This window comes from Streptomyces sp. NPDC053750, from assembly GCF_044544295.1.
GTDB lineage: Bacteria > Actinomycetota > Actinomycetes > Streptomycetales > Streptomycetaceae > Streptomyces.
In genome coordinates this window covers 28,474-48,740 of sequence record NZ_JBITXB010000015.1, presented here as the reverse complement: position 1 = coordinate 48,740, position 20,267 = coordinate 28,474, and the positions used below count along the sequence as shown (strand labels likewise).

23 protein-coding genes are annotated in these 20,267 nt (G+C 70.0%); 13 read left to right on the top strand and 10 right to left on the bottom strand.

What is annotated here, in order from left to right; all coding sequences use genetic code 11:
• The first annotated feature begins 151 nt into the window (after positions 1-151).
• From ACIGO6_RS31920 to ACIGO6_RS31905, 4 genes are read left to right on the top strand one after another with little or no spacing between them, the layout of a single operon-like run.
• Complete coding sequence (locus ACIGO6_RS31920) at positions 152-1,537, top strand: site-specific integrase (protein ID WP_024127588.1); 1,386 nt, start codon at positions 152-154, stop codon at positions 1,535-1,537.
• Positions 1,537-3,315: a hypothetical protein gene (locus tag ACIGO6_RS31915; RefSeq protein ID WP_024127162.1), complete on the top strand. Its 1,779-nt coding sequence runs from the start codon at positions 1,537-1,539 to the stop codon at positions 3,313-3,315. The genes ACIGO6_RS31920 and ACIGO6_RS31915 overlap by 1 nt, the downstream gene beginning before the upstream one ends.
• Positions 3,312-5,492, top strand: a complete 2,181-nt coding sequence (locus tag ACIGO6_RS31910) for a site-specific integrase (RefSeq protein WP_193460133.1) — start codon at positions 3,312-3,314, stop codon at positions 5,490-5,492. The genes ACIGO6_RS31915 and ACIGO6_RS31910 overlap by 4 nt, the downstream gene beginning before the upstream one ends.
• Position 5,493: 1 nt before the next feature.
• Complete coding sequence (locus ACIGO6_RS31905; protein WP_024127586.1) at positions 5,494-5,991, top strand: hypothetical protein; 498 nt, start codon at positions 5,494-5,496, stop codon at positions 5,989-5,991.
• 232 nt (positions 5,992-6,223) lie between these two features.
• On the opposite strand, the gene ACIGO6_RS31900 is transcribed toward ACIGO6_RS31905, so the two are convergent.
• The 6 genes from ACIGO6_RS31900 to ACIGO6_RS31875 all read right to left on the bottom strand — a co-directional run bounded on the left by ACIGO6_RS31900 (position 6,224) and on the right by ACIGO6_RS31875 (position 9,722).
• Positions 6,224-6,451, bottom strand: coding sequence for a protein-L-isoaspartate O-methyltransferase (locus ACIGO6_RS31900; protein WP_024127585.1), 228 nt, complete (start codon positions 6,449-6,451; stop codon positions 6,224-6,226).
• Complete coding sequence (locus ACIGO6_RS31895; protein WP_399882422.1) at positions 6,448-6,591, bottom strand: hypothetical protein; 144 nt, start codon at positions 6,589-6,591, stop codon at positions 6,448-6,450. Before ACIGO6_RS31895 ends, ACIGO6_RS31900 begins: the two co-directional genes overlap by 4 nt.
• Positions 6,592-6,925: 334 nt before the next feature.
• The gene (locus tag ACIGO6_RS31890) at positions 6,926-7,621 is read right to left on the bottom strand and encodes an isoprenylcysteine carboxylmethyltransferase family protein (RefSeq protein ID WP_318296579.1); all 696 of its coding nucleotides are present in this window, start codon (positions 7,619-7,621) and stop codon (positions 6,926-6,928) included.
• Entirely contained in the window at positions 7,561-8,298 is a 738-nt protein-coding gene (locus tag ACIGO6_RS31885; RefSeq protein ID WP_024127583.1) for a cation transporter, read from the bottom strand. The genes ACIGO6_RS31890 and ACIGO6_RS31885 overlap by 61 nt, the downstream gene beginning before the upstream one ends.
• The gene (locus ACIGO6_RS31880; RefSeq protein ID WP_024127582.1) at positions 8,298-8,633 is read right to left on the bottom strand and encodes a helix-turn-helix transcriptional regulator; all 336 of its coding nucleotides are present in this window, start codon (positions 8,631-8,633) and stop codon (positions 8,298-8,300) included. The genes ACIGO6_RS31885 and ACIGO6_RS31880 overlap by 1 nt, the downstream gene beginning before the upstream one ends.
• Positions 8,634-8,699: 66 nt before the next feature.
• Entirely contained in the window at positions 8,700-9,722 is a 1,023-nt protein-coding gene (locus ACIGO6_RS31875; protein ID WP_234048888.1) for a cation diffusion facilitator family transporter, read from the bottom strand.
• 225 nt (positions 9,723-9,947) lie between these two features.
• Here ACIGO6_RS31875 and ACIGO6_RS31870 point away from each other — a divergent pair, with 225 nt between their 5' ends.
• The 6 genes from ACIGO6_RS31870 to ACIGO6_RS31845 all read left to right on the top strand — a co-directional run bounded on the left by ACIGO6_RS31870 (position 9,948) and on the right by ACIGO6_RS31845 (position 15,158).
• Complete coding sequence (locus ACIGO6_RS31870; RefSeq protein WP_234048887.1) at positions 9,948-10,691, top strand: hypothetical protein; 744 nt, start codon at positions 9,948-9,950, stop codon at positions 10,689-10,691.
• An 85-nt stretch (positions 10,692-10,776) separates the two neighbouring features.
• The gene (locus ACIGO6_RS31865; RefSeq protein WP_024127579.1) at positions 10,777-11,370 is read left to right on the top strand and encodes a copper resistance CopC family protein; all 594 of its coding nucleotides are present in this window, start codon (positions 10,777-10,779) and stop codon (positions 11,368-11,370) included.
• Positions 11,360-13,411 carry a cytochrome c oxidase assembly protein gene (locus tag ACIGO6_RS31860; RefSeq protein ID WP_024127578.1) on the top strand — a complete coding sequence of 684 codons (2,052 nt, stop codon included), beginning with the start codon at positions 11,360-11,362 and terminating at the stop codon, positions 13,409-13,411. The genes ACIGO6_RS31865 and ACIGO6_RS31860 overlap by 11 nt, the downstream gene beginning before the upstream one ends.
• The gene (locus ACIGO6_RS31855; RefSeq protein ID WP_024127577.1) at positions 13,408-14,076 is read left to right on the top strand and encodes a thioredoxin domain-containing protein; all 669 of its coding nucleotides are present in this window, start codon (positions 13,408-13,410) and stop codon (positions 14,074-14,076) included. The genes ACIGO6_RS31860 and ACIGO6_RS31855 overlap by 4 nt, the downstream gene beginning before the upstream one ends.
• 17 nt (positions 14,077-14,093) lie before the next feature.
• A complete protein-coding gene (locus tag ACIGO6_RS31850; RefSeq protein WP_024127576.1) occupies positions 14,094-14,660 on the top strand; it encodes a carbonic anhydrase in 567 nt (188 codons plus the stop codon).
• A 42-nt stretch (positions 14,661-14,702) separates the two neighbouring features.
• On the top strand, positions 14,703-15,158 hold the full coding sequence (locus ACIGO6_RS31845; RefSeq protein WP_024127575.1) for a DUF3093 domain-containing protein: 456 nt from the start codon (positions 14,703-14,705) through the stop codon (positions 15,156-15,158).
• A gap of 440 nt (positions 15,159-15,598) precedes the next feature.
• Here ACIGO6_RS31845 and ACIGO6_RS31840 read toward each other — a convergent pair whose 3' ends face one another.
• On the bottom strand, positions 15,599-15,769 hold the full coding sequence (locus ACIGO6_RS31840) for a hypothetical protein (protein WP_193460132.1): 171 nt from the start codon (positions 15,767-15,769) through the stop codon (positions 15,599-15,601).
• 197 nt (positions 15,770-15,966) lie between these two features.
• On the opposite strand from ACIGO6_RS31840, the gene ACIGO6_RS31835 reads away from it, so the two are divergent.
• Positions 15,967-16,710: a DUF1775 domain-containing protein gene (locus tag ACIGO6_RS31835; protein WP_181412034.1), complete on the top strand. Its 744-nt coding sequence runs from the start codon at positions 15,967-15,969 to the stop codon at positions 16,708-16,710.
• A gap of 296 nt (positions 16,711-17,006) precedes the next feature.
• Here ACIGO6_RS31835 and ACIGO6_RS31830 read toward each other — a convergent pair whose 3' ends face one another.
• Positions 17,007-17,576: a TetR/AcrR family transcriptional regulator gene (locus ACIGO6_RS31830; RefSeq protein ID WP_024127573.1), complete on the bottom strand. Its 570-nt coding sequence runs from the start codon at positions 17,574-17,576 to the stop codon at positions 17,007-17,009.
• A gap of 79 nt (positions 17,577-17,655) precedes the next feature.
• Here ACIGO6_RS31830 and ACIGO6_RS31825 point away from each other — a divergent pair, with 79 nt between their 5' ends.
• On the top strand, positions 17,656-17,802 hold the full coding sequence (locus ACIGO6_RS31825; protein WP_181412033.1) for a hypothetical protein: 147 nt from the start codon (positions 17,656-17,658) through the stop codon (positions 17,800-17,802).
• Positions 17,799-18,326 carry a hypothetical protein gene (locus ACIGO6_RS31820; protein WP_024127572.1) on the top strand — a complete coding sequence of 176 codons (528 nt, stop codon included), beginning with the start codon at positions 17,799-17,801 and terminating at the stop codon, positions 18,324-18,326. Before ACIGO6_RS31825 ends, ACIGO6_RS31820 begins: the two co-directional genes overlap by 4 nt.
• Positions 18,327-18,688: 362 nt before the next feature.
• On the opposite strand, the gene ACIGO6_RS31815 is transcribed toward ACIGO6_RS31820, so the two are convergent.
• The gene (locus tag ACIGO6_RS31815) at positions 18,689-19,225 is read right to left on the bottom strand and encodes a DUF4396 domain-containing protein (RefSeq protein ID WP_181412032.1); all 537 of its coding nucleotides are present in this window, start codon (positions 19,223-19,225) and stop codon (positions 18,689-18,691) included.
• An 81-nt stretch (positions 19,226-19,306) separates the two neighbouring features.
• Positions 19,307-20,212: a F510_1955 family glycosylhydrolase gene (locus tag ACIGO6_RS31810; RefSeq protein ID WP_024127570.1), complete on the bottom strand. Its 906-nt coding sequence runs from the start codon at positions 20,210-20,212 to the stop codon at positions 19,307-19,309.
• Positions 20,213-20,267 lie beyond the last annotated feature (55 nt).

Here is a 20,267-nt window from a genome sequence, read left to right as displayed (position 1 = left end):
CTTACCGTCTGATACCCCACCTGACCTGCTCGTTTGCTTGTTGCACTCAGCCGGGTTGCATTGGTACTCATCGGCCATGCACCAATCGACGTACTCATCAGCAGGCTGGGAGTCCTGGGGACTTGCGTTCAGGCCGGCGATCCCGGAGGGGATGCCGTTGCTGTTCGACGAGGACCTTCTCTTCGAAGACAGCAACGGCGTCCGTCCCACCACCGTGATCAACTGCTGGGCCTGCGAGCTGCCAGCGAATGGATGCCCATCACCAAATTCGTGGCCCTACTACGTGCGTACGGTGCGTGAGTGGCTGGAATTCATATCCGGGCACGGGGTCGCCCTGTTCGACACGCGGCGTCGCCTGAAGGCAGCGTTGAGCGCGTACTCCGTCTATCGAGCCCAGGGGCCCATCCAGCACCGCTTCGAGACGTCCACGTGGAACCAGAACATGGGGATTCTGGCGGGGTTCTACAAGTGGGCGAAGGACGAGGAGTACGCCGACTCCGAGCCGTTCACGTACCGGCAGGCGGTCTGGACTTTCAAGGGGCAAGTCCGTCGCGGACAGGTCAACCAGTCACGGCGGCGCCAGGCCAAGCCTCACGTGACGATCAAGTATCTCGACGACGACTTCACGGACATGTTCCTGAAGGGGTTGGCGGGCCTGAGCCCCGACGGGGAGCGGGATCTGCGGTACCGCGGACGGGAGTTGGCCCGAAACTCGGCGGTCGGCCGAATGATCGTCTCCAGCGGGCTACGCAGCCAGGAGTACACATACCTGCTGGTCTGCGAGGTGCCCTTGCTTCCCTCGCGACGGACCGCGGTGCCGGTGTCGTTCCCGATCCCTTCCGGTATCACCAAGGGAAGCAAGTACCGCGAGTCGTGGATCGACTACGACTCGCTGGCCGAGCTGCACTCCTACATCGCTCTCGACCGAGCAGCAGCGACGTTCGGATCGTCGTGGCGTCCACCGGCCCGCTGGGGAGAGCCGCTGTTCGTGACGGACGCCGACCAGCGGGGCGGACGCGTCAACGGGGTCCGTGTGCAGTGGAGCTCGCTCGGCCCCGGCGATCGGCGGCGTCTGGTCGCCCCGGAGGGCGGTTCGATGCTGCTGTCGGTGTGGGGCCAGGGACGCCCGTTCACCGGATGGTCCACGGTCTTCGCCAGGACCTCTGACCGCATCCGCGAGCGTTACGAGCCGCGCTTCCCGCACGTCAATCCGCACCGGCTGCGTCACACCATGGCCATGGCGACCATGGCGCGGCTGATGCGCGGCTGGTACGAGCAGGCTGCTCGACAGGTCCGCGACACCGACGACGATGCCGCCCTGGCGCACTACCTGCGGACCCAAGAACCGCTGCTGATTCTGCGCGATCTGCTCGGACATACCAGTTCATTGACCACGGAAGCGTACCTCCACCGTCTGGACGTGCTCCGCCTGTTCACCTCCCTGTATCGACGGGTCGGCAAGGAGTACGGGCTGCTGGCCGAGGAGGCCGAGCTGGAGCTCGAGACTGAGTTCGACGACGAACCGGCGGTAGTCTGATGCCGGCCACCGTCACCCTTGACCCGCTGGGTGTGCACTGCATCTTCAGCGACGGGTCGGAGTACCGCCGTCCCCTGCGTGTGCGGCGGCCAGTGGAGCTCCCGGGGCTGGCACGCACGCTGCTGGAAGGCGCTACGGACCTTGTCCATCCGCACGGGCAGGTCGACAGCGCGGGAGGCTTCGACCTCTACCTCACGGCCGTCCGCGGCTTCACCGACTGGCTGGTCGAGTTCGGGTTCTCCGGCGGGGCCTCCGACCTGACGCGCGCGCTCCTCGCCCGGTACTGGCGGCAAGGGGTGCGATCCTCCCAGGAGAGCGCGCTGCGGGCGATGTTGCGCTGCGCGGATGACCAGGATCAGATTCTCGCGCCGGATGTGCGCGCGTTCGTCGATGGCCGGCTGTTCAACACGGGCGAGCGGTACGGCTCGCACCAGCCGTACAGCGAGGCCGAATGGGCCCGGCTCATCCGTACCTGCCGCGACGAGGTCGATGGCGCGTTCCGCGCGTTCTGCGCGGCCCGTGAGCAGGCTTCGTCAGCTGACGGGCCAGGGGCTTCGCTCCGTGAGCGCACTGCCCATCACTGGCTGGTGCTTCACAACGGGCCCGACCCGCTCGTCAGCGAGATGGCAGGCCGCGGCTCGTTCCCCTTCCGGCAGAGATACGGGGTCGGTCTTCGCGCGGTGCTGGATCCGCTGATCCCGACCCTGGATGTGATCATCGCCTATCAGCTGCTGTTCGGCGCCTACACCGGGGTCGTGCCGGACGGGATCGCGGACCTGGGACTTACCGACATCGAGTGGGCGGGTGACGAGAAGATCCTCCTCAGCTACGTCAAGGGCCGCACGGCGGCGGAGAGCCTTGCTCTGTCACGTCAGGCCACTCGCCTGCTGGAACAGTGGCTCGATCACTCCGCGGTGGCCCGCCGCTTCGCGCCCGAGGAACTGCGCGACGAACTCTGGGTGCGTTTCACGCCGAGTGGCACATGGGCGGGAGAGCGATGGCTGGCCAAGCCGGCCACGCGCCTGTCCATATGCGCCTGGGTGGAGCGGCGCCAAGCCGTCGACGAGGACGGGCGCCCCACGCAGATGACTGGTGACGACGGCCGCCCCCTGTTCCTTCACCGGCACCGCATCCGCACTACCCACGACGCGCTGAAAGACCGATCGCACTGGCGCGGCAGCCGCCGGTCAACGCTGGATCCGAACCGGTCCCCCGGCATCGAGGGGGACCACTACCTGACGAACACGACGCCGGCTCAGCGCGAGGCGGCGGAAGACATCATCGCCCAGGCGCAGGAGGACCTCGTTCGCCGGGCGCTGCCGCCCTTGGTGCTGGCCACCGCTGAAATGGCCGACCTGGTGGAGAACTATCCCGAGCACATGAAGCGGCTCGGCCTGGACGACGACGCCTTGGCGCAGCTTTTGTCCGGGGAACGCGACGTGTTCACCGCGGCATGTGGAGATCAACTGTCGGGGCTCCATGGGCCGAAGGGCAAGCCCTGTCCGGCACGCCCGTGGGTTTGCCTGCTGTGCCCGCTGGCCTTGTTCGCCCCACGCCATCTGCCGAACCTGCTGCGACTGCGGGCGTTCTTCTCCCGCCAGTGGCAGCAGATGCCCACCGCCGAGTTCATCCCCGTCTTCGGCCCGTACGCCCACCGTCTCGACGAGATCCTGACCCCCGACCGGTACTTCTCCGAGCACGCGCTACGGGCAGCAGCTGCCGAGGTCACCGACTCCGATGTCGAGCTTCCGCTGCGACCTGAGGAGCACACCGTATGACCACCCTGCACCGGCCCGCGGGCCTCGCGGCTGCCTTTTCGCGTTCCGTCTTTCGAGGTGAAGACGTGTGCGCTGCGGCCGGTCTGCCGGTCCACGGCGCGGGCCCGCATCCTCACTTCGATGACGCAATTTGGGACTTCACCGGTGTCATCGGGCTGCCGCGGTACCTTGCGCGGTACGCGCGGATCTTGTCCTTCACCGAGATCCTCAATCCTCAGTGGAGGGAACTCGCGAAGGAGTTCATTTTCGCCCGGCTCGCACCGGACCACCGTGCTGTGCGGGAACTTGCTCACGCCTACCGAACGCCGGTGCTGATTGCCACGGTGCATGGGCGGCTGACCGTGCTGACCGGCTGGCTGAACTGGCTCACCGAGCAGGGCGTGGACAGTCTCGGGGAGGTCACCCAGCAGCACTGCGGTGCCTACCTGGAGCTTCGCAAGAAGGTACGGGACAAGCACGGTGTCGTGATCCGCGACAGCAGCCCCGGCTACCGCATGGACGTCGTGGCGGTCATCCAGGAGCTGGGCTACTACAAGGAATTGTTCTCGGCCGACGGCTACGTGTCGGCCTTCCGTCCGTGGGGGCGACGCACGGCGTACTCCGTCGCCGGGATGGTCCGTCGGACGGGCAACACGACACCTCCGCTGAGCAACGACGTCTTCCAACCGCTCGTCGCGGCGGCCCTGTACGTGGTGGAGGTGCTGGCGCCGCACGTCATGGAGCTGCAGCAACAGTTGCAGGAGATGGTGCCGAACCGGCCGGGCCGCAACAACCGTGAGCGTCCGGACTGGAGGGTCGAGGTCGCGCAGGCCATCGACCGGCACATACAGGAGGGCGATCCGTTGGATGTCGCTCTCGATCACGTCGTAGCCGAGCGGCTGGCGGACGGCTGGGATCCGGACGATCCGCTGCTGCGGGTGAACCTGATCTCCCTCGCTCACGAGACCGGGCGGCACGCCTTCCACTACACGTGGCTGCCCACGCTGCGCGGCCACCTGGAGGAGGCCGTCAGGGAAGTCGGCCTGTCCAAACGCTGGGGCCGGACGGCCGCTCTGGTCGAACGCGCGGACGGACGGGGCAGTGTTCCCTGGACCCTGCCGCTGAACACCACCGAGGCCCGCCTGCAGCTCTCCCGGGCCCGCACAGCCTGCGTCATCGCGCTCGCCGCACTGACGGGGATGCGGAAGAGTGAACTGGCTGAGCTGACCCATGACTGCCGCCTGCCTCCCGAACAGCTCGGCGAGGGCCGCGTTCGCTACCGCCTGAAGGGCAAGGTCATCAAGGGCCGGAAGCTGGGTGGTGAACACGATCAGTGGGTGACCATCAAGCAGGCGTACGACACCGCCGGCGTAGCCGCCTCGCTCGCTGACCCGGTGAAGAACGCCGGTCACCTGTTTAAGTCGCTCTCCTTCTTCACCCCGTACGAATGGTTCCTGACCTGGGTCAATGGCCCAGTGGGCCGTCGCCTTGGGCTGGCGCCGATCCCCGAGGTGCCGGTCAGTCTGCGGATGCTAAGGAGAACCCTCGCGGTGGAAATGGCGCACCGGCCCGGTGGTCTGCTGGCGGCCAAGATCCATCTCAAGCACATTTCCGTGGTCACCACGGAGGGCTATGCGGACCGCCCCGGTGGGGCCCAGTCGGTGCTGATGGCCGAGTTCGGCCAAGAGGAGCGAGAGCACAAGATGCGCGTCGCTCTCGACGCTTTCCGCGACTACCAGAACGGTATCCGGCCTGCGGGGCCTGGCGCCAGCGACCTCCTGGACTTCTTCGCGTTCGTCGACGAACAGCTGGATTCCTCCGGGGCGCCGAACATCAAGCGCAGCGACCAGGAGGTGACGAACCTGCTCGCCAAGCGGGCCAAGGCCCTGCACCTGGGGCCGGCGAACTACTGCTGGTTCCTCGATCCGTCCAAGGCGCTGTGCCTCAAGCTCGCAGGGGCCCACGCCCGCGGGGCGACAGAGCCCTTGATCGGCATGTGCGATTCAGCGCGGTGCCCCCAGGCCACCCACCATGCCGGGCACCGCCCGGTGTGGGCGGCTAGCGCGGAGAGCAAGAAGGTGTTCATCGCCACCATCGGGCGCGCGCAGCGGACGGAGAAGGCCCGGCTGGGTGCGGAGCTTGCCCGCGATGAACGGGTGTTGTCCGAGATTGACGTGAACTCCGGAACGGGGGCATGACGTGGCCCGCATCAGCGACGAGACCCGACGGGACAACGAGGCGGCCATTCGGCACGTCATGGACCGGCTCCTTGCCGGTGAAATTCCCGCAGGCAGCAAGTGCGATATCAAGACCCTCGCGGCCCAAGCCGGGGTCACCCGCACCGGCTTCTATCCCAAGAAGAATCGCGACGGCTCGCCGCGGCCAGGTCCCTACCAGCACCTGGCGGAGGAGTTCGAGCGCCGGTTGGCCGAGCTTCGGGAAACGGGCGTGATTCCGGACCCGCGGGCTGCACAGATCGAGCGCCTCAAAGAACAGGTCTCCGGGCTGAAAGAGCGCCTCGCCGCGCGTGACGAGCAGATCGGCGGTCTCACGGACTTCAGGGAACGGGCTCTGTCGCAGATCGCCGCCCAGCGGATGGAGATCGAACGGCTTCGCGATGCCTTGGCCGCGCCGTCGAATGTCCGGGCTCTGCCGAACAGCTCGAGAGCGAGTGCGCCGTACGGATCGTGTAGCTGACTGCCCGCTCCAGCACCGGTTTCGGCTGGCACCCGCGCAGGGTGCGGTACTGCGGCGCCTGCGAGAACGTTCACGTACAGGGGCGGGGTTTTCGGTCGAAGACTGCCGGGTGCCCCGCCCCCTGCGTTGAGATGGGATCTCCTCGCCGGGCCGAGGACATGCCCCCTTGGGGCCGTCGAACGTCCTTATCCCATCGGTCTGGTGACGCTGGAGCCCACGGAGTTCAAGGTGGTCACCAGCCGATGGTCAGGCGGGTCACGCGGCGGTTGACGTGGGCACCGGCGGCGAGACGGTCGTCGGGTGTGGCCGCGGGGTAGCCGGTGACGACGGGCTGCTCGGGCCTCTCCTGGCTCCAGCGCCGCAGGAGATCGCTGACCTGGCCGATGAGTTTGCTTCTGTCCGGGCCGCGCGCGATGAGGCCGAGCCCGTTGGCGTCCTCGCAGGCAGGGCGGGCGGTCACACAGACGAGGGTGCCGCCGTCGTACAGGCCCGCCCCGGCCCGGGATCGGCCAGGCCGAGGGCACGGGCGGAGGAGCCGATGGACAGTCGGCCGAAGCTGAGGCCGCTGTTCATGGTGGCGAGCCAGAGGTCGAGGGACACCCGCCGGTGGCAGGTCAACCTGTGGTGCGACACCTGGCTGGCTTTCTCACCGCCATTCGGCCCCGGTTCTCCGGTTTGCGTTGGACCACCCCAAAACGGACGGGCGTAGTTCCGGCTTCGTCCGGCACCACTGCCCACCGGCCGATACAAAACCAAGTGGGGCCACGTGAGGCCGGAATCGAACGAAGGCTCAGGTCCAGGTCAGGCCGGAACAGGTGGGGCCAAATACTCCGAGAAAGCCAACCTGGCAGGCCGGCTGGCCGCCGAACAGATGACTGTCCGCCACCTGTCATGTCGCTGCCGCTGCGTCAGAGGCTGGCGCTAATGGCTCGGGTCATGACTGGAGGCCAGCGTCCTTCCTACTGGTTCGCTCCCGCCCGATGCCGGGTACGAAGCGGCCCGCAGTGGCCGCGTAGTGGAGGTAGGTAGGGCCGTGGACTGCCCGAAGGTAAGGCTCCTCGACCACACGCACCTGTAGCTCGACGGCGATGATCAGCGCGGCGAGGCAGGCGAGCGCCAGGACGTTCGGCACCATCAGCGTCAGTCCGAGGCCGGTGACGGCCATGGTGGTGAAGATCGGGTTGCGGATGTGAGCGAACGGGCCGTCGCTGACGAGTGCGGTGCGCTCGGCGTGGTCAACGCCCACCCGCCAGGACGCTCCCATGGCCTGCTGGGCTGTCAGTGTTCCGGCGACGCCGAGCATGGCGATCGCCGCACCGATCCCGTACACGGCTGGGATGTCGTCGATGAGGACCGGCAGGCCCGCCAGTGTCGCGGCGGGTGCGGCGACGGCGCCCAGCAGAGCCACGACGAAGAGCACTCCGGCCCACCACGACGCCGAGCCGGGCGTGCCCGACAGGCCGCGGAACCCGGAGTCGCCGGTGCGGCGGCGCTGGATGAGCGTGCGCAGGCCGAAGGCGGACAGCAACCAGAATCCGTACAGCGCCAGTGCCGCCCAGGCCCAGCCGATCATCGGGTACTCGCCTCCTTCGCCGGGGTGCAGCACGAGCAGCCCGGCCCGCACCCGCATCCGTCCTGCTCCTCGGCTTCAGGAGTGATTCCTCCGATGGGCATCGCGCAGCAGTTGTCGCCGCGCCATGCCTCGCGGCCTTCCTTGACCGCGACGGCGGCGATGACGAGGGCGGCGACGGGGTCGGCCCAGCTCCAGCCGAGCAGGGAGTTGGCGAGCAGGCCGACCAGGAGGACGGCCGACAGGTACGTGCACAGGAGAGTCTGCTTGGAGTCGGCGACCGCGGAGGCGGAGCCGAGTTCGCGTCCGGCGCGGCGCTGGGCGGTGGACAAGAACGGCATGACCGCGAGGGAGAGGGCGGCCAGGACCATGCCCGGTGTGGAGTGTTCGGCCTCGCCGGTGCTGGTGAGGGCGCGTACGGAGTCGACGGTGACGTAGGCGGCGAGCGCGAAGAAGGAGAGGGCGCTGATGCGCAGCGCCGTCTTCTCCCGGGCTTCGCGTACGGCGTGGTCGGCGGCGGAGAACTGCCAGGCGACGGCTGCTGCCGATGAGACCTCGACGACCGAGTCCAGGCCGAAGCCGATCAGGGCGGTGGAGGAGGCGAGGGTGCCGGCGGTAATTGCGACCATCGCCTCGATGACGTTGTAGGTGATGGTGGCGGCGACCAGCAGGCGTATGCGGCGGGCCAGTTGGGTGCGGCGGTCCGGCGCGGGGCCCAGGGAGATCGACATCGTCATCAGCAGCAGCCCTTCTCCTCGGCGTCCGGGCAGGTGCGGTCGGCCTCGACAGCGAGGACCGCGCCGAGCAGGTCGTCCAAGGCGTGGCCGAGGCGGGCGTCGGCCAGTTCGTAGCGCACGCGACGGCCTTCGGGGACGGCGACGACGATGCCGCAGTCACGCAGACAGGCGAGGTGGTTCGACAGCCGGGTACGGGAGATCTCCAACGCCTCGGCCAGATCGGCCGGGTGCGCGGGCGCCTTCCGCAGCGCAAGCAGGATGCGGCAGCGGAGCGGGTCGGCGAGCGCACGGCCGAAGCGGGCCAGGGCGTCGATGTCGGAGGCAATGGTCAGCACACCCTCGACGGTACACGGAAACTTGAATTCAGGGAACCGTGTACCGTCGTCGCGTCGGCCCGAAGGTCAGTGGTTGTGCGGCCCGTCCCGGTGGGTGGGGCCGTGCGGGTCCTCGCAGTGCGCGGCGTCGCCCGCTCCTTCGCCGGTCAGGGCGAGTTGCAGCACCTCTTCCTGGGTGTGGTCGACCTGGAGCGTGGTGTGGGTGATGCCGTAGTCGTGCTGGAGGAGTTCTTCGAGGTCGCGGCGGACGGCGTGGCAGTCGCCGCCGGGTTCGACCAGGACGTGCGCGGACAGGGCGGACTGGCCGGAGGTGATCTGCCAGACGTGCAGGTCGTGGACCTCGACGACGGCCGGCTGGGAGACGAGCTTGTCGCCCAGTGCGTCCGGGTCGACATCTGCGGGGGCGGCCTCCAGGAAGATCCGGCCGGACTCGCGCAGCAGCCCGTACCCGGCCTTGAACATGAGGGCGACCACCACGAGCGTGGCGATGGCGTCGGCGCGGGCGAACCCGGTCGTCAGCACGATCAGACCTGCCACCGCGGTGCCGATGAACGCGAACAGGTCGTTGAGGATGTGCTGGTAGGCGCCCTCGACGTTGAGGGAGGAGCGGTTGGCCTTGGAGATGCACCAGGCGGCCGCGATGTTCACCACGATCCCGGCGAGGGCTGTGCCGAACACCAGCCCGCCTTCCACCTCGGGCGGATCGATCAGGCGGTGCACGGCCTCGTACGCCAGCCAGGCACCGAGCAGCAGCAGGGTCAGGCCGTTGGCCTGGGCGGAGAGGATCTCGGCACGCTTGAGCCCGTAGGTGAAGACGCCGCGTGCCGGGCGTGCGGACAGCCGCATGGCGATCAGCGCGAACACGATCGACACGGCGTCGGTCAGCATGTGCGCCGCGTCCGAGATCAGGGCGAGGGACTGGGCCATGATGCCGATGACGACCTCGCCCGCCATGAACACGGTGATCAGGCCGAGCGCGATGCCCAGCCAGCGCCGGTCGGCGTCCGCCGAGACGCCGTGGGAGTGCCCGGCGTGCCCTCCTCCTCCGTGCTCGTGTCCTGGACCGTGCTCGTGATTGCGATCGCCCATGTTGTACGCCTTCCCCCTCGCAGCGGTTGCCTTGCCCGCAGTGAAACGCACGCATACGCGAATCACCAAAGGCTGCATCGGTGACCGTTGTCATGTCGGTTAACAATCATCTGACCTGCGGAAACCTCTCGACTGGTGGAAGCGTCCGAGCGGCGGCGCCGGGAGCTGGACCCTGTCGTGAACCAGCGGGCGGGGTGGTCGGTACGCTTCCAGGACGTACGGGCCATGCGATCCCGTCACCTGTCACCCGCCGCCCCGTCCGCTCCCCGCGACGGACTCCCTGAAGGCCACGATCTGATGCGTACGCACTGCTCGCCCGGACCCGGCTCGCCGGCGTCCGGCGTTCTGCGCGGGCTTCGGGCCGGGGTGCTCGCGGTGCTGTGCGTGCTGTTGCCGCTGGCCGGGCACGTGCTTTCGCAGTGTCACGCGCCCCGGTGGATCATCGTGGCCGCGACGGCGGCCGTCGCGCTGCCGGGCGCGGCGGTGCTGACGCGGCATCGGCTGACGGACACCCAGCTGCTGGGCGTGCTCGCCCTCGCGCAGTTCGCCTACCACGTGGCCTACTCGCTGCCCGGAGCCTGCGCCGCGGTGACCGGGCAGGACAGTTCCGTCGGCGGCCTGGGCCGGCTGATCGAGCACGACGCGGCCGCCGGGCCGCCGCCCGGCGTGCTGCTCGCCGGCCACCTGGTCACCCTGCTGCTCGTCGCCCGCCTGCTGGGCGTTTCGGAGCGGCTGCTGTGGCAGAGCAGGTCCCTCCTGCTGGTCGTACGGCGTCTGCTGCTGTTCTTCTGGCCACTGCTCGGCGGCCGTCACAGCACCGGCGCGCAGGCCGCCTACCCCGAGAGCACCTCGCCGCTGATGTCGGCTCTGCTGGTGCGGCTGCACGAGGGCCGGGCGCCGCCGCGTGACGGGCACGGTCCGTTCGCCCTTCTCCGGCCGACGCCGATCGGCGCTCTCCGCCTGCCCTGACGGGCCTGACGCGAGGGCCGCCCGGCGGGCCGGTCCCTCCCGTCCCGGCGCCCTGGCTGCCGGGGGTCACAGAGAGTTCCGCGTCATGTACGTCACCGACCGGCGTGCCGTCCGCACGGCGGCACGCGCCCTTGTTCTCCCCGCCGCCCTGGCGGCCCTGGCCGTCGCAGCGCCGCAGGCCGCGGCCCACACCGAACTCGACACCAGCAGCCCGGGCGCGAACGCCGAACTCGCCGGGCTGCCCCCGCGCGTCACGCTGACCTTCAGCGACGCGATGACCCAGAAGTACGCCAAGGTCGCCGTCACCACCTCGGACGGCAAGTCGGCCGCCTCGGGCGAGCCGCGGGTCTCCGGCAAGACGGTCACCCTCGCCCTCGATCCCGCCTCGCCCGCCGGGCCGTACACGGTGGGCTACCGGGTCGTCTCCGCCGACGGCCACCCCGTCTCCGGCTCGTACACCTTCACTGTCGCCGCGACCACCAGCCTCACTCCGTCGCCACGCGCCGCGGAGTCGACCGGTGCGGCGACTCCCCGCGCCGCCCAGGAGTCCGCGCCGGACAAGACCGATACGGGGTCCTCCGGTGGGGGCGTCCCCGTCCTCGTGGGTGCCGGCGCGCTGGTCGTGGCAGCCGCGGGCGCGTACGCCGTACGACGAAGGCGGGCCGGTCATGGCCACTGAGACCACCTCCAGGGCCGGGCGGCTGCCGCAGCTGCCGCTCGTGCTGGCCGGATCGGTTGGCCTGGCCGTCGCCGTCACCGCGGTCGCGGTGTGGGCCGGTGGCGGGGCCGCGGTCGAGATCCCCGGGATTGAGGATGCGGGTGCGCTGACCGCGTGGGGCCTGCCGGTTGCCCGTACCCTCGCGGACGCGGCCGCCGTGGCGAGTGTGGGTGCGCTGTTGCTGGTCGTCGTGCTGTTGCCGGGCGGCAAGAAGCTCAGCCCAACGCAGCTGCGTTACCTCAACTGGGCTGCCGCGGCTGCGGCGTTGTGGACGTTGGCGGCGGTGGCCGCGCTGGTGTTCACGCTCTCGGACCTGTTCGCCCAGCCGGTCGGCGAGATCGTGTCTCCCGCGGTGGTGGCGGACTTCGTCGCCACGGACGCCCAGGGACGCTCGTACGCGCTTATGGCGGGTGCCGCGGGTCTGATCGCGACGCTCTGCGTGGGCATCGGCACGGCCCGCTGGGCCCGTCTGGCGCTCGTCCTCGCGGTCGCCGGGATGCTCCCGCCCGCCTTCACCGGGCACTCCTCGGCGGCGGGCAATCACGACGCCGCCGTCACCAGCCTCGCCCTGCACCTGGTCGGTGTCGCGGTATGGGTCGGCGGGCTGGTCTTCGTCCTGATCGTCGCCGCGCGCAGGGAGGAGCAGGCGGCGGACGCCGTCCGGCGCTTCAGCCCGCTCGCCGCGTGGGCGCTCCTCGCGGTCGCGGCCAGCGGCATGGTGAACGCCGTGGTCCGATTCCCGTCCCTGGGTGAGGTGTTCACCAGCCGGTACGGGCTGATGGTGCTCGCCAAGGCGGCGGCGCTCGCCGCGCTGGGAGGCATCGGATGGTGGCATCGCCGCCGCACACTGCCCGCCCTCAAGGACGGCAGGCGGCGGGGGTTCGTCCGGCTCGCCGCCGGCGAACTCCTGCTCATGGCCGCCGCCATCGGTCTCGCCGTCGGCCTCTCGCGCACTCCCGCCCCCGGCGCCGGTGACGCCTCGCTCTCGCCCACCGAGGAGCTGCTGGGCTTCGCCATGCCGCCGCCGCTCGGTGACTTCCCGTGGACGCCGCTGTTCACCCAGTGGCACTTCGACCCGCTGTTCGCCTTCGGCGCGGCCGCCGCCGCGCTGCTGTATCTGGCGGGCGTACGGAAGTTGCGCAAGCGGGGCGACAAGTGGCCCGTCGGACGGACGATTTCGTGGCTGCTGGGCCTGGCGGTGACCGTCCTGGCCACGATGAGCGGGCTCAACACGTACGGCAAGGTGCTGTTCAGCGTGCACATGGGCCAGCACATGATCCTCGCGATGACGGTACCGATCCTGCTCGTGCTGGGCGGGCCGGCCACCCTCGCCCTGCGGGCCCTGCCCGCCGCCCCGAAGGGGGAGCCGGACGGGCCGCGCGAGATGCTGATGAAGCTGCTGCACAGCCGGTACGTCAAGGTCATCTCGCATCCGGTGGTGGCCAGCGTGCTGTTCATCGGCAGTGCCTTCGTCGTCTACTACAGCTCGCTCTTCGAGACCCTGATGCGCAGCCATCTGGGCCACACGTTCATGCTGGTGCACTTCCTGGCCGTTGGACTGCTGTTCTTCTGGGTCGTCATCGGCATCGACCCCGGCCCGCGCCGCCCGCCCCATCTGGGCCGGCTGTTCGCGCTGATCCTGACGATGCCGTTCCACTCCTGGTTCAGCATCTCGCTGATGAGCTCGACCGCGCTGATCGGCGAAGGCTGGTGGTCGGCGCTCGAGCGGCCCTGGGTCGAGTACCCGATGGACGACCAGTACGACGCCGGAGCCATCGCCTGGGCCACCGGCGACATCCCCGTCCTGATCACCACGATCATCCTGGCCATCCAGTGGGTCCGCTCCGACCAGCGCGAGGCCCGCCGCGTGGACCGGCAGATCGACCGCGGCGACGGCAACGACCCGCTCGCCGCCTACAACGCCTACCTGGCGGGCCTGCACGCCCGCGACCGGCGACCCGCCAACCCCCCTACGACGACCACGCCCACCGAGGAATCATGAAGAAGCTGCACAAGCACCTGATCGTCGCCGCTGTGCTGGTGGCCGGTTTCGCCGCCGCCTTCGGCTCCTTCCTGCTGTTCTCCCCCGACGACCGCGATGCCGGCGGCCTGGACGTGCAGCCCGCCGCCGAGGCGCTGCCCGTGCGCGACTCCAGCCACCGTCTCAGCGAGCCGAAGAAGAGCGAGCTGACGATCGTCGAGTTCCTCGACTTCGAGTGCGAGTCGTGCGGGGCGATGTACCCGGTGGTGGAGCAGCTGCGCGAGGAGTACGGCGACCGGGTCACCTTCGTCGCCCGCTACTTCCCCATGCCCGGCCACCGCAACGGCGAACTCGCCGCCCGCACCGCCGAAGCCGCCGCCCGACAGGGCAAGTTCGAGGAGATGTACACCAAGCTCTTCACCACTCAGAAGGAGTGGGGCGAGTCCCAGGAGTGGAAGGAGTCCGTCTTCCGCGGCTACGCGAAGGAACTCGGCCTGGACATGGCCCGGTTCGACGCCGACCTCGCCGACCCGGAGGTGGCCGGACGCGTCCAGGACGACCAGCGCGATGGCCTCGGCCTGGGCGTGCAGGGCACCCCGACCTTCTTCCTCGACGGAGAACAGATCGCCATCCCCGGTTCGTACGAGGCGTTCAAGGCGCTCATCGATGCCCGGCTGTCCGACTGACCGAGTGCGGAGGCAGCATGCAGTACCTGATCGACCAGGTGCGGGTCTTCCGCGCCCGCGCGGCAGCCCACACCCTGCACCTGGCCGGCCTCACCCAGCACCACCGGCCACGGGCGATGCTCATCTCGTGCTCCGACGCCCGCGTCGTGCCCGCCCTGCTCACCGCTGCCCGGCCCGGAGACCTCTTCGAACTGCGCACATATGGAGGGGTAATACCGCCCTACGACGCGAACACGCCGACCGGCGAATCCAGGACGATCGAGTACGCGGTCAACGAGCTGAAGGTCGCGGACATCATCGTCTGCGGCCACTCGCACTGCGACGTCGTCACCGCGGCCATGCACGACAGCCTGACGGCCTCCGGCATCACGGAGTCCGACGACGATCCGGCCCCACTGACCGGAGACGTCACCGCCGCCGGGCACTGGCACGTGCTCAGCCAGCTCGACGCGCTCAGCAACTACCCGTGCGTCGTGCCCCGGCTGGCCGACCGGTCGCTGCACCTGCACGCCTGGTTCCACGAGATCGACACCGGCGCGACCCTGGCCCACCACCCCCGCGCCAGCACCTTCCTGCCCCTGTGAACCACCAAGCCCCATCTGACGTATACGACGAGGTGAACGCCCGTGACCTCCACCAGCCGGCTCGTCTACGACGAACGCCTGACCGCCCCCAGAACCTGGTGGGCCATCGCCGTCCTCTTCGGCCTCTCCCTGGCCCTGATCTTCCTTCCCTACGGGCCCATCGCCGCGCTCATCGCCCTGGCCATCGGCACCTGTCTGGCCGGGATGTACGTCAGCGCGCAGGGATCGGCACGCATCCGGGTCACCGACGACACGCTGTTCGTGATGGACGCCCGCATCCCGCTGGCCGCGCTGGGGCAGCCGGAGGTCCTCGACGGCGAGGAGGCGCGGGCCTGGCGGACGTACAAGGCCGATCTGCGGGCCTTCATGGTGATGCGCAGCTTCATCACCACCGCGGTGCGCGTCGAGATCGTCGACCCCGACGACCCCACGCCCTACCTCTACCTCTCCACGCGGACGCCGGACCGGCTTGCCGAGGCGATCGGTGCGCGAGCCTGACCGAACGGTGTCGTACGGCTGTTTCCCGGACGGGCGCCGACCGGTAGGGAATGATGAGCGACCGTGCCACGTGATCACGTGACCGGGCACGAGATGCGTGCCCCCGCAGGCCGGGCCGGCCGCGCGGGAACGTGCGCGCGGGCCGGCCTGTTCGCCGTGCTCGGCACTGTGCTCGCGGCCTTCGGCCATCACGCGATCGCCGAGGGCACGGTGCCCTGGCGGCTGGCGGGGGCGTCGGTCCTGGCCCAGTTCGCGGCGGTCTGGCCGCTGGCACGCCGCCGCTACACCCCGGCCGCGACCCTCGCGTTCACGCTGGCCACGCAGGGCGTGCTGCATCTCGCGCTGTCCTACGCAGACGGTGACACACCGACGGGTATGGCGGGGCACGTAATGCACGCCGGGCACGGCACGGCCGTGGCAGGGGACGGTCACGGCTGGCATCACGCCGGGGCGGCGATGACGGCCGTGCACGTGGTCGCCGCGCTGGTCGTGGCCTGGCTGCTGCACCGGGCGGACGCACGGTTGACGGCCGCCTTCGCCGCGCTCGGGACGCTGGCCAGGGCGGCCGTTGCGGCCCTGGTCCAGGTGCTGCCGCGACCGGTCCACGACACCGGCCGCATGGTGCTCGCGCTGCCCGACCGGCGGCCAAGGGCCCTCTTCGAGGTGGCGGCGCACGCATGGGATGACGTACTGGAGCACGCGGTGGTGCGCAGGGGACCACCCGGGCGGGAGTGCCTCCATCCCTCACCGGTCCCTGACGTCTGCGGGGCCGGCTCTTCCCGTACCAGCAAGGAGCTTCCCTGTGTCCATGTCCAAGCACCCGTTGGCCCGTGCCGGCCGCCGGATCGCACTCGCCGGTGCCGCCGCACTGACGGCCACGCTCGCCCTGGCCGCACCGGCCGCCGCGCACGCGGAGGTCGAAGCCGACAAGGCCCAGGCCCTGGCCGAGAACGTCACCCTCAGCTTCGTCTCCGAGGCCGAGTCCGCCTCCGCGGGCTTCACCGAGATGCGCGTCGTGCTGCCCAAGGGCATCGCTCCCGGTGACGTGACGCTCGACGAGGCCCCCAAGGGCTGGAAGCTGAAGGCCACCAGCGACGGTTACAACGTCGCCGGCCCCGCTCTGAAGGCCGGCGTCGACGCCGAGCATAAGATCAAGGTCCGGCAGCTGCCGAACGCCAAGGAGATCGCGTTCAAGACGATCGAGGTCTACAGCGACGGCAAGATCTCCCGCTGGATCGAACTGCCCGCCGGGGGTGAGGAGCCGGAACAGCCCGCGCCGGTATTGGAGTTGAAGGCGGCGGCCCCAGACGCCGAGCCGGTGAGCCCCAGTCCCAGCGCCAGCCCGACCGAGAGCGAGACACCCACCCCGACCCCGTCGGCTACCGAGTCGACGGTTGCGGCTGCGGGCTCCGAAACCGACACCAAGGCGACAGAGGAGGACGAGGGCGGCTCGACGGGCCTGGTCATCGGCGGAGTCGTCGTGGCGCTGCTCGTCCTGGGCGGCGGTGCGTGGTGGCTGGTGAAGCGGCGCACGACCACTTCGCAGAGCTGACCCCCGTTTGACGTGTCGTCTGTGGGGCGGAACCGCTTCCGCCCCACAGGCCGAACGCAGGAGCCGCGTGCGTGCTCATCGGACACGGGTACGGTGTGAGGGCCCGTTATGAGCCCGGTAGAAGGTGACTCCCGCTTTCGAGTGAGAACGAGTTATGCGAACCGATCGAGCTCCCGGATGGCCTTCACGCCTCCCAAGTGATCTTGCTCTGGCAAAGGACCGTTTATGAGAGCGGACTCGGGGTGGCCGAGAGCGAGAATGGTGTAGATCTCAGCGAAGCGGTGGTCCGGGCGGGTTCAGGGAACCGGGCGCAGGCCGTCGAGGGTGACGGCGACCAAGCGGGTCACTGCGGCCTGGGAGGTGAGGGCGGTCGCGGCGGTCAGGGCGTGGAGGCAGTACTGGGCGAGTTCGGCCGGCGGGACGTCGGAGCGCACGTCGCCGGCTTCGACTGCTTCGGCGAGGAGGTGCTGGAGCATGCCGTGCAGGTGCCGTTCTGCGTGGGTGACGTGCTCGCCCTGGTGCAGGAGTGCGGCGAGTTCGCCACCGTGCCGCTGCCGGGCGATGCCCGCGTACGCCTCCAGCGCCGCGCGTAGGCGCTCCATGGCGGTGCCGTCCTGGTCGCGGATGCCTGCGAGCTGCTGGAGGTGGGCGGCGACTTGGCGCTCATGCCAGGCCCGCAGGACCGCTTCGATGTCGGCGAAGTACTTGTAGAGCGTCGCGCGGCCGATGCCGGTCTGCTCGGCGATCTGGGACATGGTCACCGACCGCAGGCCGCCTTGGGCCACCAGCTTCGCGGTGGTGTCCAGGATCGCCTCCCGCACGGCGGCGCGGTGCGCGTCGATCGTCTCGTTCCACAGCTTCGGCACCCACCCAGGATACGGACGCCCACAGGGCATACACTCAGTTTCAGCTAGAGACAGAGTGTCTCGAAAAGCAGGAGGTGTCATGGCAGGCTCACCGGGCCGTCACGAGGACGACGGCGAGGGAGCGCCGCGCTGGGTGAAGGTCTCCGCAGCGGTCGCTGTCGTCCTGGTGCTGGTGTTCGTGATCGTGCACCTGGCCGGCGGCGGCATGACGGGGCACGCACTGTGACCCCGTTCCCGCCGCGGCTGCGCAAGCAGGCCCTCACGCTCCACGTCACCTCCTCGGTCGGCTGGCTGGGCGCGGTCGCGGCGTTCCTCGCCCTCGCCGTCGCCGGACTGATCAGCAGCTCACCTCAGACGGTGCGGGGCGCCTACCTGGCCATGGACGTGGTGGGCTGGTTCGTGATCGTGCCGTTCAGCATCGCCTGTCTGCTGACCGGCCTGGTGCAGTCCCTCGGCACGGCGTGGGGGCTGCTGCGCCATTACTGGGTGATCGCGAAGTTCCTGATCACCGTGGTCGCGACCGTTCTGCTGTTGGTTCACATGCAGCCGGTCGGGCACCTCGCGGATGCGGCCGCCCGGGCGGCGCTCGCGGGCGGCGAGCTTCAGGGCATGCGGATTCAGCTGATTGCGGATGCGGCCGCCGCCCTGGTGGTCCTGCTCACAGCGGCCGCCCTGTCGGTGTTCAAGCCGCGCGGGGCGACCCGCTACGGGCGCCGCCGCCAGCGCGAGCAGACGCCCCAGCCGCGCTGACCCGCCCCCATGCGGTCAGCCGAGGAACCGGTACTTCGCCACCCGCCCCGTCATCGCCAAGGCCCTCGCCCGCTGGGGCCACAGCCTGCTGCCCCTGGTCCTGATCGCCATCGGACTGCTCATCCTCATCAAGGGCGGCGCCTTCGGCCTGTGACTGGCTGGCACCCCCCTCCGTTCGAATCTGTCGCGGCACCCGGGTGCCTGGTGCACAGCCACGACGCTGAACATCAGGGTGCCTCCCCCGGAGCCGGAAGGTCCGGGGCGGCCGCCACGAAAGCCCGATACCTCCAGCTGCACCCCCAGGCACGAGCGCGCCCGGCCGCACCGTGAGGTGCGGCCGGGCGCAGAGCCGAGCGGCTGGGTCAGTGGTAGGCGTGGACGACGGCGTGGCCTTTGCCGCGGCCGATCATCCACTTGTTCACCGGCGTCGTGATCACGAAGGCCACGGCGAAGCCGCCCAGCAGGGCCGTCCAGAACAGTGCGTCGGACAGGTGGGCGTCCATCGCTCCCGGGGTGAGGGCGATGATGCCGTTGTCGACCAGCTCCATCACGGCGATCGAGACGGTGTCGGCGGCCAGCGCCACCTTGATGGCGCTCTTCCAGCCCAGGCCGGCCCGGCGGACCGCGAACAGGGTGAACGAGTAGCCGAAGAGAAATGCCAGCGTGATCGCCAGGGCCATCGTCTCGACGTTGCCCCACAGCAGGGCGGTGCCGATGACCATGCCGAGGATCTCGCCGATGGCGCACCCGGTCAGGCAGTGCAGCGTCGCCTTGGCGGCCGTCGACCAGGACGCCCCGGGGGCGTGCCCGCCGTGGCCGCCGGCGTGAGCGGCGTGGTGGTGAGCCTCTTGGGCGGCCGGGTCGTGCGCCGTGCCGGTGTGGTGAGCGCTGTGGTCCATGACCTTCATCCCCATTCCCGTCCAGTGCGGTCCGTTCACCGGGCCCCACGCCACAACCGTATACCCCCTAGGGGTATTCCTCTAGTGGTGTTCCGTCGTCTGGGCGGTGGGCTGGTGGAGGACCTTCCAGGTGCGGCCAGCGTCGGTGGACTGGTAGACGGTGTCGGTGCTGTCGGCGGCCAGCAGTCGCTGCTCGGTCACGGCCGTGAGCACGGTCGGATCACCGCCTTGCGGCAAGCGGCCGTGCTCGGTCCAGGTGCGGGCGTCCCGGCTGCTGAGCGCGCGACCGTCGGCGGCCAGGGCGACGAGCAGCCCGGGGGCGGGCTCGTCGATCGCGGCCAGGGCAGGGGCGTCGGGGACGGCCGTGAAGGTGCGCCCTCCGTCGATGCTGCGCTGGAGTCCCTTGCCGGTGGCGGCCCACACCGTCTCGGGGGTCTTGGCGTGCGCGGCGAGGTCGAGCAGCGGCAGCCGGGCGCGCTTGTCCCAGCTGTGGCCGCCGTCGGTGCTCGCCCACACCTTGCCGCTCTGGCTGTCGAAGCCGTACAGCCTGTCCCCGGCCTGCTGGAGGGCGTGGAAGTCGGCTTCACCCTCGGCGGAGAGCGTGGTCCAGGTCCGGCCGGCGTCCGTGCTGCGGATCAGGCCCAGGTGAGGGGAGCGGGCGTCGGGGTCGGCGGGTGAGGGGTGGCCGCTGGCGAGGAAGGTGGAGGGGCCGGTGACGGTGAAGCCCATGGTGTCCTGGTAGCGGTCGGCCACCCGGACCGCCTTGCCGCTGCTGAGACGGAAGACGCCGAGGTGTCCGGCGGCGTAGACGGTGTTGTCGGCTGGGTCGACGCCCAGTCCGTGCAGGTGGCCTGTTCCCGGGTCGGGGGTGGCGGCCTGCTTGGTGGCGGGGCCGGTGCTGGTGCAGGCGGCGAGCAGCACGGCGGCGGCTGCGAGGAGGGCAGCGGCGCGGCCGCGGCGCCGGGGTATGCGGGCAGAGGTGATCACGAGCGGATTCCAAGCTGTCGGGGAGGAGCAGACGGTGCGCGGGCGTGCCGGGGCG

Coding starts and splice junctions, on each gene's coding strand:
- ACIGO6_RS31915 (WP_024127162.1), top strand. CDS start 1,537: ATGCCGGCCACCGTCACCCTTGACCCGCTGGGTGTGCACTGCATCTTC.
- ACIGO6_RS31855 (WP_024127577.1), top strand. CDS start 13,408: ATGAAGAAGCTGCACAAGCACCTGATCGTCGCCGCTGTGCTGGTGGCC.
- ACIGO6_RS31825 (WP_181412033.1), top strand. CDS start 17,656: ATGGCAGGCTCACCGGGCCGTCACGAGGACGACGGCGAGGGAGCGCCG.
- ACIGO6_RS31860 (WP_024127578.1), top strand. CDS start 11,360: ATGGCCACTGAGACCACCTCCAGGGCCGGGCGGCTGCCGCAGCTGCCG.
- ACIGO6_RS31920 (WP_024127588.1), top strand. CDS start 152: ATGCCGTTGCTGTTCGACGAGGACCTTCTCTTCGAAGACAGCAACGGC.
- ACIGO6_RS31815 (WP_181412032.1), bottom strand. CDS start 19,225: ATGGACCACAGCGCTCACCACACCGGCACGGCGCACGACCCGGCCGCC.
- ACIGO6_RS31870 (WP_234048887.1), top strand. CDS start 9,948: ATGCGATCCCGTCACCTGTCACCCGCCGCCCCGTCCGCTCCCCGCGAC.
- ACIGO6_RS31910 (WP_193460133.1), top strand. CDS start 3,312: ATGACCACCCTGCACCGGCCCGCGGGCCTCGCGGCTGCCTTTTCGCGT.
- ACIGO6_RS31865 (WP_024127579.1), top strand. CDS start 10,777: ATGTACGTCACCGACCGGCGTGCCGTCCGCACGGCGGCACGCGCCCTT.
- ACIGO6_RS31885 (WP_024127583.1), bottom strand. CDS start 8,298: ATGACGATGTCGATCTCCCTGGGCCCCGCGCCGGACCGCCGCACCCAA.
- ACIGO6_RS31850 (WP_024127576.1), top strand. CDS start 14,094: ATGCAGTACCTGATCGACCAGGTGCGGGTCTTCCGCGCCCGCGCGGCA.
- ACIGO6_RS31890 (WP_318296579.1), bottom strand. CDS start 7,621: ATGCGGGTGCGGGCCGGGCTGCTCGTGCTGCACCCCGGCGAAGGAGGC.
- ACIGO6_RS31835 (WP_181412034.1), top strand. CDS start 15,967: ATGTCCAAGCACCCGTTGGCCCGTGCCGGCCGCCGGATCGCACTCGCC.
- ACIGO6_RS31875 (WP_234048888.1), bottom strand. CDS start 9,722: ATGGGCGATCGCAATCACGAGCACGGTCCAGGACACGAGCACGGAGGA.